This is a genomic window from Flavobacterium limicola (assembly GCF_003634755.1).
In the GTDB taxonomy this organism is placed as follows: Bacteria; Bacteroidota; Bacteroidia; order Flavobacteriales; family Flavobacteriaceae; genus Flavobacterium; species Flavobacterium limicola.
This window is the reverse complement of sequence record NZ_RBXA01000001.1, coordinates 1,432,330-1,445,794: the sequence shown is the minus strand read 5'-3', so window position 1 is coordinate 1,445,794 and position 13,465 is coordinate 1,432,330. Positions and strand designations below refer to the sequence as shown.

Sequence of the window (13,465 nt, the reverse complement as noted above, 5' to 3'; positions counted from 1 at the left end):
TTAGTGTAATAAATTAATTTTTAGTTTTTGTAAAATTAGTAATGAACTTTAAAAAGAGTAGTTAATTGTTTCCTAAATAAATTAATTCTGTTCAATCTTTACAACAAACATTTTTTCAAAGAATTCTTTGTTTTTTTTCTGTTTGTATTCATAAAGAGCTTCTTCTTCGGTAGTAAAAAATTCAGTAAAAACATAATACGAAAGAATATTTACATTAAAGAAAAAACTGGAATTCAATTCTCCGGCATCAATCAATTTCATTATAAATTTATCTCGGTCTTCTGCTTCAATAAAATCACCTAAAACAATATAATACCCTGCTGGGACTTCTTTAAGATTATCTAATACTTCTATTTTAGATCTATTTACCTCACTTAAAGAATCGTGTTCTATTACTTCTTTTATCTCCACTATGTTTAGTTGGTTTAAATCTTTAGGAACTGGATTCTGGCTTTGAGACTCCTGCGCTTTATTTTGGTATCTTTTTAAGCGCACCAACGCTAATTTATCATCAAAATTTCTTGCCTCTCTGCTATAAAAAGTAGCCATACTAATATGCCTTTTTAATTCTATTTTTTTCTCTCCGCCTAACGAATCAATTTTCTTAAGAAGCACTTCATTTAATTCATCTCTTCGTTTTTGGTCTGATTCCATTTTTTTATAAGTATCAAGAGAAGTAATTTCAGTGTCAGACTCCACTAAATCAGCTTTACTATTTTCCCTTACTTTCTTCTTGTATTCAATATTTTTTTCAACAGCTATGCGCTGCACTTTATTCATCAACCCCGAATATACTTTTCTATTTTGGGCTAAATCTTTTTTCAATTGAAATGATAATTCGCTCGTTCTCGAAATACTTTCATAAGATTTAGCTTCCAATTTCTTTGATTTCTCTAGATTTTCAATCTCAGTATTTTTTAATTCTGATAAATCTTCATTCATCGTGTATACTAATGAATCTAATTTTGAAATCAATATGTCCTGAATATTTTTATTAGCTTCTAAGACTAACCTGAGCCTTTCCTCTGAACCTTCTTTGGCATCATCGATCTCGTTAAGGTCAATTTTTAAATTATTAACTTTAATAACTTTTTGATTCATTTCTTTTTGAACGGTAAGCTTGTCTTTTAAATCTTCTAATTGAACATTTTTTGCTTTGGTTTTCTCAACTACTACTTGCTTCTCCGCTAACGCAATCATCAACTCTTCATTTTCGTTTGAAGGAGTTATCTGCTTAACATTTATAGCCAATTTATTTCCTTGAATTAATCCGTTTACAATTTCAGGATTTTGTGATTCCAATTGATCAATTGTAATTCCGTATTTTTTGGCTATTGAGTATTTAGTTTCTTTAGACTGAACATCATGAAAAATAGTTTCAGAATTAATAATTCGGGCTCTTCCGTCTAATGTTTTTCGTTTGTTTGGTATAACTAAATTTTGACCTACTTGCAATCCTACTTTAAAAACATCTGAATTAGCTTTGTCTAAATCCTGAACAGAAACGTTATACAATCTTGCAATACCAAACAATGATTCTTTAGGCATTACTTTATGAGTGATTTTTGAATTATCAGCAGTGAAGGCTTGCTGGTTAGAAACTGTTTTTTCAAGCTCATAAAATCGCGGAATGATTAACTCCTGACCTATTTTTAAGCCATTAACGAGCGCTGTTTCATTTACTCCTTGAAGTGCTTCAACTTTTACATTGTATTTTGTAGCTAAACCGTAAAGTGTTTCTTTAGGACCTACAATGTGAACGAGATTATTTCTTTGTTGTAAGACAACATCAGGTATACTAAGAATTTGGTTTTCTTGAATTCCGGATTGAGTTTCCGGATTAAGTGTATAAATGGCTGTAGGAGTTGTTTTGTATTTTAAAGCAATTTGAGTTATTGTTTCCCCTTTAACAACGGTATGTTGCAATACACTTTCTTGTCCAAAAATGACATTTGAAAACAATACTATTAAAAACAAAATTCGTAAAAATCCTTTCATAAATATAATTTTAAACAATTAAGTCATCACAAATGTAATGACTTAATGTTAAAAAACGATATTATTCCCATTCTATTGTAGCAGGTGGTTTTGAACTGATATCATACACTACTCTGTTCACTCCTTTTACTTTATTGATGATATCATTAGAAATTTTCATCAGGAAATCATAAGGCAAATGTACCCAGTCAGCAGTCATACCATCAGTAGATTCTACGGCACGAAGCGCGATCACTTTTTCATAAGTACGTTCATCACCCATCACACCTACACTATTTACCGGAAGCAAAATAGCGCCGGCTTGCCAAACTTTATCGTATAATCCCCAAGATTTTAATCCATCAATAAAAACAGCATCTACCTCTTGCAAAATACGTACTTTTTCCGGCGTTATATCTCCTAAAATACGGATTGACAATCCAGGTCCAGGAAAAGGGTGTCGTCCTAATAATTCAGGATCTATTCCCAATGAAGCTCCTACTCTGCGTACCTCATCTTTGAAAAGCATACGAAGGGGCTCTACAATTTTTAATTTCATGTAATCAGGCAGACCTCCTACATTATGGTGCGATTTAATAGTAGCTGATGGTCCTTTGACAGAAACAGATTCAATTACATCCGGATATATGGTCCCTTGAGCCAACCATTTTACATCTTTTATAAGGTGTGATTCATCATCAAAAACTTCGATAAATACACGTCCAATAATCTTACGTTTGGTTTCCGGGTCACTGACACCTGCTAATTCAGATAAAAATCGATCACCGGCATCTACACCTTTCACATTCAAACCCATTCCTTTGTATTGATCTAAAACACTTTGGAATTCATTTTTACGAAGCAATCCATTGTTTACAAAAATACAATACAGATTCTCTCCTATCGCTTGGTTCAATAAAACTGCCGCTACAGTCGAATCAACTCCACCAGAAAGACCAAGAACAACTTTATCGTCTTGTAATTTTTCTTTTAACTCAGCAACCATATCAGCTACAAAAGCATTTGGAGTAAAGGTCTGAGGTACTTCAGCAATTTTTACCAAAAAATTTTCCAGCATTTGCTTTCCATCTGTAGAGTGAAAAACTTCTGGATGATATTGAATACCATAAGTAGTTTCGCCTTCAATTTTATAGGCGGCAAATTCTACATCATGTGTACTTGCTAATTTCACGCCATTGGTAGGTAAAGCTTTAACACTATCACTATGACTCATCCAAACCTGACTGTTTTCAGAAACGTCTTCAAAAAAAGTTTCGTTTTCTTTAATAAAAGTCAAATTAGCTCTACCGTATTCTCTGGTATTGGATGCTGCTACTTCCCCACCACTAAAATGGGCTAAATATTGTGCTCCGTAACAAACTGCCAGCAAAGGCAATTTTCCTCTGATTTGTGATAAATCAGGATGGGGAGCATCTTCTGAACGAACAGAAAATGGACTACCACCAAGAATTACTGCTTTATAACTTGATAAATCACTCGGAAAATGATTGTAAGGGAAGATTTCGCAGAATATATTTAATTCGCGAACTCTACGCGCAATAAGCTGTGTGTATTGCGATCCGAAATCTAAAATAAGTACGTTGTGTTGCATGCGCAAAAATACTTTTTATATTTTGAATTGAAAAACATTTAATTTAAATTTTATTCAAGACCAAATCCTACTTTTGCTTTATAACCAACCAATTTTTCAATAAAAAATAAAGTCTACTTCATAAAAAAACAACAATGTTCTCCATTATTATAGCGTCATTTTTGATTTTCTTGGTAATAAAACGAAAATGCTTTTTCATTTAAATACTATTTACGGCTATAAAACGTTAGTTTTGCAATCCATACGGCGTTGTGACAAAAAAAATAGTACAATCCTACTTAAACCCATAAAAAATGAGAACAAGAAAATACATAACTATAGCAATTTTAGGATTACTATTTTTTTCATGCAATATAATTGATGATCTGTTGACATTTACAATTGATAATGAAACCTCTTTTACAATTGACAGTGCTTTCCCAGTTGGCGCTCTATTTGAAGTAGTAACACCAGAAATAACCACGAATTCAAGTAAAGAATTTGAAAACAACAATACAAAAGCAGATTTAGTTAAAGATGTAAAGTTGACAGCATTAAAATTAACGATCACTGATCCAACTGATAAAACATTCCGCTTTTTAAAATCAATACACTTATACATTTCAACAGATGCAAATGATGAAATTGAATTGGCTTATTTAGACGATATTAATTCCACTTCAAATACGATCAATCTAATTTGTATCTCTCAAAAATTAGACAAATACATTAAGGCACCTTCCTATAAAATAAGAGCTAAGGCAGTTATTAAAGAATCCTTAACCCAAGACATTACTGTAAAATCGGATATGAAATTTCAAGTTACTGCAGATCCGTTTTAGACAAAACGTCCTTGATCATAAAAAAACCGTTGAGTATAATGAATGTTCAACGGTTTTCTTATTTACATAAAGTATGTTTTTATTCTTTTACCAAAATAATAGTGGCTTTGAATCCAGTTCCAAGATTCCATTGACTGGCTGATATCAAACCACCTTTATCATCATACACTTTAAATTCAGCAGTATTAGGACCCGAACTTCCTTGATTTAAGGCTTCGAAATCTATCTTATTAAAGCCTTTTTCCAACACGATTTCAAAACCCTTGAAGTCACTATCCAGGTTCACTTGATATTCAATTACTTTATCATTTAAATATACTCGAATCTTATCGCCATCAACATAAGCTGCATCGCGATACATTACCTTAGCAGTAACTGATCCCGTTTGAAAATTACCTAAATTTTGGTTCTTTCTATACACAACACCATCTGTATTTTCTTCTTTTTTATTCCATTTGTCTTTATAAACATCTCCGGGATTAATAAACTCATTTTTCGGAGTCATGGAGAAATTAGTTGCTGGCGTACTAGGAAGCGACGGACTTGGTTTTGGGTTAAAAATTTCCGGATTTTTAAATACGTTTGGGGTATTAATAGGTGGAATATCCGCTTTAGGTGGAATTGTTTTTTTTATTTTTGGGGCATTATTTTTAGGTGGAATCGCTTTAAATTTCGAGCTAAATTCGTTTTGGGCATATCCGCTCAAAGACATGCTGATGGTAATCATTAAAAATAAAATCCTTTTCATAACTTTCTAAAATTAGTTTATCAGTGCTTGTAAAATTTTAAAAATAAAAAACCAATTGTATTTATTCAAGAATCAAGCAGTAATTTAACTTTCATTTATAACTCCCAAATCTGCATTTTATTACATTTTAGAAAATAAAACTGTTACTATTCGTTTCAAAAAATTGAACTTTTTTTATCCAAAATCGGTATTTTTATTTCACTTTTTTTTCTAACTTGCAAATAGTATGCCATATCAAAAATCGCATTTTTATTACTAATAAAATTTAAAAACTACAAACAAACACTACTAAAATGAAAAGAGAAAACATATTGACCGGTTCTCCTTGGGAAGACAAAATGGGATACTGCAGAGCGGTACGCATTGGAAATACTATTGAAGTTTCAGGCACAGTAGCGATAGTTGATGGTGAAAAAGTAAAAGCTGATGACGCGTATGCGCAAACAGTAAATATTTTAGAACGCGTAAAAGTTGTTCTCGAAGACTTAAAAGTGAGTATGGAAGATGTCATCCGAACACGAATTTTCACTACTGATATTTCGACATTTGAAGACGTTGCTTCGGCTCATGCCCTATTTTTTAAGGACATTAAACCCACTACCGGTTTTTATGAAATCAGCAAACTGGTTGCCCCTGAATATTTAGTTGAAATTGAATTCACCGCAATAGCCACCGAAAAACCATTAATTCAAGAAGGTTTATAATACTTTTGCAAAAAAACAATTTGTCATTTTACTAATGAATTTAGAGAAAACTAAAAAAATATCATCGCTGCTGCTCAAATGGATTTCTATTTGTATTTTGATAGGTTTTTTTTCCGGATCAGCATCTGCTTTTTTCCTTGTAACTTTAGAGTGGGTTACCCAAATAAGAGAAAATAACAGTTGGATCATATGGCTTTTGCCAATAGGCGGTTTGATTATAGGATTGGGCTATCATTATTGGGGAAAATCGGTGGTAAAAGGGAATAACTTATTGCTGGAAGAATACGAAAATCCGCAAAAAATCATTCCGTTAAAAATGGCTCCTTTGGTGCTTTTTGGCACCTTAATCACTCATCTTTTTGGCGGCTCAGCCGGTCGAGAAGGAACCGCCGTGCAAATGGGTGGCGCCATTGCAGACCAATTTACAAAACTATTTCAACTTGACGCTTCCGAAAGAAAAACAATACTCATTTTAGGAATCAGCGCCGGATTTGCCTCTATTTTCGGAACACCTTTAGCCGGAGCATTATTTGCTTTAGAGGTTGTTTATTTTAGTAAAATCAATTTCAAAAGCATTTTTCTTTCCTTTCTGGTTGCATATATCGCTTATTTCACAGTGGAAATTTGGCACGTAAATCACAGCCATTATGCAATTCCATTTCTGCCAGAAAATAACTTTACGACTCTATTTTGGGTAATTCTCGTGAGCATTTTATTTGGCCTAGCCGCCATGCTTTTTTCCAGAAGCACACATTTTTGGGGATATTTATTTTCAAAAACTATTTCATTTCCACCACTTCGCCCTTTCGTAGGCGGATGTTTCATAGCACTGGCCGTTTATTTTATTGGAACCACAAAATACATTGGTCTTGGAGTCCCAATGATTGTTAATGCTTTTTTAAACCCAAATGCTTCTTATGATTTCCTATTGAAAATACTTTTTACAGGATTTACGCTGGGAGCGGGATTCAAAGGGGGTGAAGTCACGCCATTATTCTTCATTGGTGCTACTCTGGGAAGTACTTTATCACTTATCGTTCCCTTACCAATAGCACTTTTGGCAGGAATGGGATTTGTAGCTGTTTTTTCGGGAGCCACCCATACGCCTATTGCCTGTACGGTTATGGGAATGGAACTTTTCGGGATCGAAAGCGGCATTTTCATTGGAATTGCGTGCCTAATAGCTTACTTTTCTTCGGGCTCCGTGGGAATTTATAATGCTCAAATTGTAAAAGGGGCAAAATACCATTTGTATCAAAAATTGAAAAGAAAAAATACCGACTTTTTATAACCTTCTAAAACTTTGTTAATTCTATAAATGATTTCAACATTACATTAAAAAAATGTAATTTCGCAGACTATGAAAATACAAGACATTCAAGCGATACAGTTGTTATTAGCAACTCCAAAAAAGATTGCCATAATCCCTCACCGCGGTCCTGACGGAGACGCCATGGGTTCTACACTGGGTTTATACCATTTTTTATTAAAAAACAAGCATCATCCTGTTGTGGTTTCTCCAAATGAATTTCCGGATTTTCTGGCGTGGATGCCGGGTTCTGAAACCATTAAAATATTCGAAAAAGACAAACAAAACTGCACAAAAATTCTTGAAGAAGCAGAACTTATTTTCACATTAGACTTTAATGCGTTGCATCGCACCGGCGAAATGGAACATGTTTTAGCTAAACTGACCGCGCCTTTCGTAATGATAGATCATCATCAAAAACCGGATAATTACGCTGTGGTAACTTATTCAGATACTTCGTTTGGATCTACATGCGAAATGCTTTATAACTTCATATCGCATCTTGGAAAAAAAGCAGACATTGATAAAACCATTGGAACCTGCATTTATACGGGAATTCTAACGGATTCAGGTTCGTTTCGTTTCCCAAAAACAACTGCAACAACACATAGAATTGTGGCTGAATTAATTGATTTGGGTGTTGAAAATACTGAAATTCCAAGTTTGTTATTTGACAACAGTTCTTTTGGACGATTACAAATATTGGGAAGAGCACTTCAAAACATGAAAGTGATAACGGAACATAAAACAGCCTATACCACACTGACTCAAGAGGAATTGAACTCGTTTGATTATGTAAAAGGAGATACGGAAGGTATTGTAAATTACGGACTAAGTATCAAAGGGATTGTATTTACCGCTATATTTATCGAAAATAAAGAAGAAAAAATCATCAAGATTTCATTCCGCTCTCAAGGCGATTTTGATGTCAATCAATTTGCAAGAGATTATTTTAATGGTGGCGGACATCGCAATGCTGCCGGAGGAAAATCAGAAGTTTCGATGGAAGAAACGATTCGGAAATTTGAAGATTTAGTAACCAATTTAAGCATCTAATCCTATGAAAAACAGCAAGATAATCGCAATTATATTTTTTATGTTTGTCCTCTTTTCAAGTTGCAAACAACCTCAGGAAGCCAGGAGACCTATTTCTCAAGCATCAGGAAGCTTCATGAAAAAATCTGTGGCACGCAACAAAAAATTAGTTGCTAACGAGGAAACCCAAATCCAGGATGTAATAAAAAGTAATCCTAATATGAAATACTTAGCATCCAAAAAAGGATATTGGTATTCCTATGAAACAAGAAATGAAATTGATACGCTTACACCAAAAAAAGGAGACGTTGCCTTTTTTGATTATGAAATCAAAGACTTGAAAGGTACGATTATCTATTCTGAATTAGAGTTAAGACCGCAAATATATTATGTGGACAAGCAAAACATCATGATGGGCTTGCGTGACGGAATTAAGCTGATGCGTAAAAATGAAAAAGTAAACTTTCTTTTCCCATCGCACATGGGATATGGATACCATGGTGACGAAAAAAGAATTGGAACCAATCAACCGCTACTTTGCACCGTGACATTACGTGATTTTAAATCCGAAGCAGCATATAAAAAAGAAAACGAGGTAAAACTAAAAGTCGTACCAACAGTTCCAACACCTATCAAACAAACAGCCCCAATCATAAACAAGACCATAGATACTATAACTCAATAAAATAATTTAGAAATGAAAAAAAAGATTCTATTCGTATTCCTGGTAATTGCTTCATTTTACTCTTGCAAAGAAGAACACAACAATCTTCCTGATGGTTTATATGCTAAAATTGAAACCAATAAAGGCGAAATCATTGTACAATTAGATTTTGAAAAAGCACCTATCACGGTGGCCAATTATGTAGCCTTGGCCGAAGGAAAAAATGAATTTGTTACCAATGAAAATCTTAAAAACAAACCCTTTTTTGACGGCTTAAAATTCCACAGAGTTATCAAAGAATTTATGATACAAACCGGAGATCCGCTTGGAACAGGTTCTGGAGATACCGGATATAAATTTAAAGATGAATTTTCTGATTTGAAATTTGATAAAGGCGGTGTTTTGGCTATGGCCAATAACGGACCTACAACGAACAGCAGTCAATTTTTCATCACGCATCTTGCAACACCTTGGTTAGACGGAAAACACACCATTTTTGGTCATGTAGTCGAAAATGGAATGGAAGTAGTAAACAAAATTGAACAAAATGATTACATCATTAAAGTAACCATCATCAGAAATGGTGAAGCGGCTAAAAAATTCAATGCTGTAAAAATATTCAACGACTATTTCGCTGTGGAATCTGAAAATCAAAAGAAAAAAGCAGCTGTTGATGCCGAAAACAAAAAAGTGTACAACGAAAAATACAAAGGAGTTCGCGAACAAAAAGTAGCTTATTTTACTGATTTGAAAACCAAAGCGACAAAAACGCCTACTGGATTACAATACGTGATTACCCAAAAAAGCGGTGGTAAAAAACCTGCCAAAGGCACCAAAATTTTCATTCATTACGCCGGTTTTCTGGAAGACGGAGAATTATTTGATGCCAGTGTCGAAAATGTAGCTAAAACCTTTGGCAAATACGATGAAAACAGAGCTGCACAAAACGGGTACCAACCCATCCCTTTCCAAGCAGGTAAAAAAGATGGCATGATTCCTGGTTTCATTGAAGGACTGGAGCAATTGTCTTTTGGTGACAAAGCCGTAATTTTCATTCCATCCCGTTTAGGATATGGAGCAGCGGGTGCTGGAGGAGTAATACCACCCAATGCGAATATCATTTTTGAGATTGAGTTATTAGAAAAAATGCCCCAATAATATTAAAAAAATAAGCCTTTAAATTAGTACAACATGAAATTTAAAATTCTGTTTTTATTATTTCTGGGAATGGTCAACGTACATTCTCAAACGGTCAAGAAATCCGTTCCTGCCAAAAAATCGGCAACAAGTGTCAAAGCAACTGTAAAATCGCCAGCAAAGCCTGCGGTAAAAACTCCAACGGTAATCGAGGGGATTTTTGCAACAATTGCCACAAACAAAGGAGATATTGTACTGGAATTAGCATACCAAAAAGCACCCGTAACAGTGGCTAACTTCATTGCACTTGCCGAAGGGAAAAACACCTTTGTCACAGATGACAAACTAAAAGGAAAACCGTTCTTTGATGGTTTAAAATTTCACCGTGTCATCAAAGACTTCATGATTCAAGGCGGAGATCCTTCCGGAAATGGTTCTGGTGGACCTGGTTATGCATTCAAGGATGAATTCACCGACTTAAAACATGACAAACCTGGAATCCTTTCTATGGCAAATTCTGGACCCACTACTAATGGAAGCCAGTTTTTCATTACGCATAAAGAAACGCCTTGGTTAGACGGAAAACACACCATTTTTGGTCACGTTACCGAAGGAATGAATATAGTAAACTCAATTGCGCAAAACGATGTAATCACAAAAATTACCATCGTAAGAAAAGGTGATTTAGCCCAGAAATTTGACGCCCCAAAAGTGTTTGCTGATTATTTCAACAATAAATCCGAAGACCAAAAGAAACAGGACCGGATCAACGCTGAAAACAAAGCAAAAAAAGCAGCAATTGAAGCCGAAGCCAAAAGAGCGTACACTGAAAAATACGGTCCTGTAGTAGCTGCAAAAAAAGCTTATTTAGTCGCTACTAAAGCCACAGCGACTACTACTCCGTCTGGATTAGCGTACAAAATAATTGAAAAAGGAACTGGAGTAAAACCCGCTAACGGAACGACATTCTATTTTAATTATGCTGGTTATTTTGAGGACGGAACGCTATTTGACAGCAGTTATGAAGCCGTGAATAAATCCTATGGCAAATTTGACGCAAATCGTGCCGCACAAAACGGCTACCAAGCCTTCCCTTTTGAAGCAGGAAAAAAAGACGGTATGATTCCAGGATTTATTGAAGGACTGGAAAATATGGCTTTTGGCGACAAAGCAGTAGTTTTCATCCCATCAAATCTAGCGTATGGAGAAAGAGGCGCCGGTGGTGTTATTCCACCCAATACAATGCTTATTTTCGAATTGGAAATGCTGGAAAAACAACCCGCTCCAAAACAATAAATTAAAAAAATCACAAATAATAAACCCGACAGACTTCAAAATCTGTCGGGTTTTATTTTTATAATTCATTCTCTGTGATTACAGGAATAGAAATTGGCTTTTATGCTTTTTTGAGCATTATCGACGTTTCAATTATTTCTTTCCAAATTTCCAGTCAAATTCATCTTTTTGGTTGATAATGGCACCAATCTCAAATTTCACCACTTCATCAAATTCTGTTTGAAAAATCATCCAGTTTTCCTCGTTGAAATAGTTTTCGAACGTATCAAACTCTTCCTGAGTAAATTTAGTAATTCCTTTAGCAGCTAAATCTTTTTTGACGTCACTGATTTTTCTGTTGATTATTTTATATCCAAAAACTTCCAGTTCCGGGCTAGACGCAACGATATAACCCAATTTAAAATCTTCCTCTACATAGAACGTCAAACGCATTTTTAGCTTATTATAAGCAAAAATCACATTATCATCCTCGTCCTTGTAATTGCGGTCTGGTTTGCCGTAAATCGCCGTAACATCATTTTGTTTCATTCCGAAAATGAGCTTGTCAATTCCGTTTTTTGGATTTATTTTCATATGTAGATAATATTTGTTTTTTAATGGAATATGATATCGCCAGATCTTAATCGGTGTTTGAGACAAATGTTGTCATGGCAATTTCATACCTAGTTTATATATTTTTTTTAAGCAATATGTAATTTGCATAGCGCTACAGTTGTTTATTTCAAACTTGTTATACTCCTTTCATCTAGTATTATTGGACCGCAAAGTTCGCAAAGTTTTTCGCAAAGTCCACTACCTTTTTATTTAAAAAATAATGCTACACAAATACTGCCACTAATTCTAAAATTTGCAATTTGGGCGTGACCCGCTAAAAAAAAAGCGGGTCGGGCTAACCGCTTTAATCTCCCGAAGAAAAATCGGGAGGATTTCCGCTTTTATCCCTCACGCAAAAGCTTTGGTACTATAAGAACCTTTGGTTAAATAAAACCATATTTGTAAAAATTAGTATCTTTCAGTCACAAAATCAATACGATATGACTTGGACTGCAAAACCCATAAAACACAAAGGCGAAAGCCGGATTGCTGTTTACTTTGAAAAAAATCAAGATTTGATTGCGCGTATCAAGCAAGTAGCAGGAGCACGATGGAGTCAGCAAAAAACGGTGTGGCATCTGCCCGATACAATCGAAAATAGAGAACGTTTCAAGATAGAACCCCTGAAAAATTCTCTTCCTTCCGCCGAGGGGATTATTCAAATAGAGAAATTCAAACAATGGCTTCGTTCTAAACGATATAGCGAAAGCACCATTAGTACCTATAGCGAAGCCTTAAAATCTTTCCTGATTTTCTATCGAGAAAAATCCGTTGTAGAAATCAATAATGAGGACGTGATTATTTATAATAACGAGTATATTTTAAAGAATAAGCTTTCGGCTTCGTATCAGAATCAAACGGTCAACTCCATTAAATTATTCTTTATAACAATTATAGGCACCAAAATCGATATTGATAAAATCCATCGTCCCAAACGAGCCAAACTATTACCCAATGTATTAAGCAAAGAAGAAGTAAAATTGATATTAAATGCGCATAGCAACATCAAACACAAAACGATGCTGTCCTTAATTTATAGTTGTGGTTTGCGTAGAGGTGAGCTTTTAAATTTAAAACCAAATGATATTGATTCAAAAAGAGGTATTGTAATAATCAGACAAAGCAAAGGTAAAAAAGATAGAATTGTTCCTTTGTCTCCAAAAATATTAGAAATGCTGCGAGATTATTATGTAATAAGCAAACCTAAAACTTGGCTTTTTGAAGGGCAAAATGTAGGAGAACACTATTCAGAACAAAGTTTACAAAGTGTTTTAAAACAAGCTCTTCAAAAAGTGGGGAATAAAAAACCCGTAACATTACACTGGTTGCGTCACAGTTATGCCACACATTTACTAGAAAACGGAACTGATTTACGATATATACAGGAATTATTAGGCCATAACAGTAGTAAGACTACCGAAATTTATACCCATGTAAGTACGAAAAGTATTCAACAAATTAAAAGTCCTTTTGATGATTTGTAATGAATTATCTATATATTTGAATTAAAATAAAGTATGGTATTTGTCATACATATCTACCCAAAACTGGATGGGTTTGTATGATTT

The 13,465-nt window shown here is 34.3% G+C and carries 12 protein-coding genes; 8 read left to right on the top strand and 4 right to left on the bottom strand.

The genetic code is table 11. The features are described 5' to 3' along the window. Positions 1-81 precede the first annotated feature (81 nt). Positions 82-1,998, bottom strand: a complete 1,917-nt coding sequence (locus tag BC952_RS06425) for a lytic transglycosylase (RefSeq protein WP_121364728.1) — start codon at positions 1,996-1,998, stop codon at positions 82-84. Between the two features lie 61 nt (positions 1,999-2,059). Next, positions 2,060-3,589 (bottom strand): glutamine-hydrolyzing GMP synthase, encoded by a 1,530-nt coding sequence (gene guaA, locus BC952_RS06420; protein ID WP_091171857.1) that lies wholly within the window; start codon positions 3,587-3,589, stop codon positions 2,060-2,062. A 293-nt stretch (positions 3,590-3,882) separates the two neighbouring features. Here guaA and BC952_RS06415 point away from each other — a divergent pair, with 293 nt between their 5' ends. Then, on the top strand, positions 3,883-4,410 hold the full coding sequence (locus BC952_RS06415) for a hypothetical protein (protein WP_091172191.1): 528 nt from the start codon (positions 3,883-3,885) through the stop codon (positions 4,408-4,410). A gap of 79 nt (positions 4,411-4,489) precedes the next feature. Here the strand turns inward: BC952_RS06415 and BC952_RS06410 are convergent, their stop codons facing one another. Then, positions 4,490-5,158, bottom strand: coding sequence for a hypothetical protein (locus tag BC952_RS06410; RefSeq protein ID WP_121364727.1), 669 nt, complete (start codon positions 5,156-5,158; stop codon positions 4,490-4,492). Positions 5,159-5,451: 293 nt separating this feature from the next. On the opposite strand from BC952_RS06410, the gene BC952_RS06405 reads away from it, so the two are divergent. The 6 genes from BC952_RS06405 (at position 5,452) to BC952_RS06380 (ending at position 11,303) form a co-directional block, all read left to right on the top strand. Then, a complete protein-coding gene (locus tag BC952_RS06405; protein WP_121364726.1) occupies positions 5,452-5,862 on the top strand; it encodes a RidA family protein in 411 nt (136 codons plus the stop codon). 34 nt (positions 5,863-5,896) lie between these two features. Next, positions 5,897-7,153, top strand: a complete 1,257-nt coding sequence (locus tag BC952_RS06400) for a voltage-gated chloride channel family protein (RefSeq protein WP_121364725.1) — start codon at positions 5,897-5,899, stop codon at positions 7,151-7,153. Between the two features lie 69 nt (positions 7,154-7,222). After that, positions 7,223-8,227 carry a DHH family phosphoesterase gene (locus BC952_RS06395; protein WP_121364724.1) on the top strand — a complete coding sequence of 335 codons (1,005 nt, stop codon included), beginning with the start codon at positions 7,223-7,225 and terminating at the stop codon, positions 8,225-8,227. 4 nt (positions 8,228-8,231) lie between these two features. Next, the gene (gene gldI, locus BC952_RS06390; protein ID WP_121364723.1) at positions 8,232-8,891 is read left to right on the top strand and encodes a gliding motility-associated peptidyl-prolyl isomerase GldI; all 660 of its coding nucleotides are present in this window, start codon (positions 8,232-8,234) and stop codon (positions 8,889-8,891) included. Positions 8,892-8,903: 12 nt separating this feature from the next. Next, entirely contained in the window at positions 8,904-10,028 is a 1,125-nt protein-coding gene (locus BC952_RS06385) for a peptidylprolyl isomerase (protein ID WP_121364722.1), read from the top strand. A gap of 33 nt (positions 10,029-10,061) precedes the next feature. Beyond that, positions 10,062-11,303: a peptidylprolyl isomerase gene (locus tag BC952_RS06380; RefSeq protein WP_121364721.1), complete on the top strand. Its 1,242-nt coding sequence runs from the start codon at positions 10,062-10,064 to the stop codon at positions 11,301-11,303. A 132-nt stretch (positions 11,304-11,435) separates the two neighbouring features. On the opposite strand, the gene BC952_RS06375 is transcribed toward BC952_RS06380, so the two are convergent. Further along, on the bottom strand, positions 11,436-11,876 hold the full coding sequence (locus tag BC952_RS06375) for a hypothetical protein (protein WP_121364720.1): 441 nt from the start codon (positions 11,874-11,876) through the stop codon (positions 11,436-11,438). Positions 11,877-12,337: 461 nt separating this feature from the next. Between BC952_RS06375 and xerA the strand changes: the two genes are divergently transcribed. Then, positions 12,338-13,381, top strand: coding sequence for a site-specific tyrosine recombinase/integron integrase (xerA, locus tag BC952_RS06370; protein WP_121364719.1), 1,044 nt, complete (start codon positions 12,338-12,340; stop codon positions 13,379-13,381). The last annotated feature ends 84 nt before the right edge of the window (positions 13,382-13,465 follow it).

Coding starts and splice junctions, on each gene's coding strand:
- BC952_RS06425 (WP_121364728.1), bottom strand. CDS start 1,998: ATGAAAGGATTTTTACGAATTTTGTTTTTAATAGTATTGTTTTCAAAT.
- guaA (WP_091171857.1), bottom strand. CDS start 3,589: ATGCAACACAACGTACTTATTTTAGATTTCGGATCGCAATACACACAG.
- BC952_RS06415 (WP_091172191.1), top strand. CDS start 3,883: ATGAGAACAAGAAAATACATAACTATAGCAATTTTAGGATTACTATTT.
- BC952_RS06410 (WP_121364727.1), bottom strand. CDS start 5,158: ATGAAAAGGATTTTATTTTTAATGATTACCATCAGCATGTCTTTGAGC.
- BC952_RS06405 (WP_121364726.1), top strand. CDS start 5,452: ATGAAAAGAGAAAACATATTGACCGGTTCTCCTTGGGAAGACAAAATG.
- BC952_RS06400 (WP_121364725.1), top strand. CDS start 5,897: ATGAATTTAGAGAAAACTAAAAAAATATCATCGCTGCTGCTCAAATGG.
- BC952_RS06395 (WP_121364724.1), top strand. CDS start 7,223: ATGAAAATACAAGACATTCAAGCGATACAGTTGTTATTAGCAACTCCA.
- gldI (WP_121364723.1), top strand. CDS start 8,232: ATGAAAAACAGCAAGATAATCGCAATTATATTTTTTATGTTTGTCCTC.
- BC952_RS06385 (WP_121364722.1), top strand. CDS start 8,904: ATGAAAAAAAAGATTCTATTCGTATTCCTGGTAATTGCTTCATTTTAC.
- BC952_RS06380 (WP_121364721.1), top strand. CDS start 10,062: ATGAAATTTAAAATTCTGTTTTTATTATTTCTGGGAATGGTCAACGTA.
- BC952_RS06375 (WP_121364720.1), bottom strand. CDS start 11,876: ATGAAAATAAATCCAAAAAACGGAATTGACAAGCTCATTTTCGGAATG.
- xerA (WP_121364719.1), top strand. CDS start 12,338: ATGACTTGGACTGCAAAACCCATAAAACACAAAGGCGAAAGCCGGATT.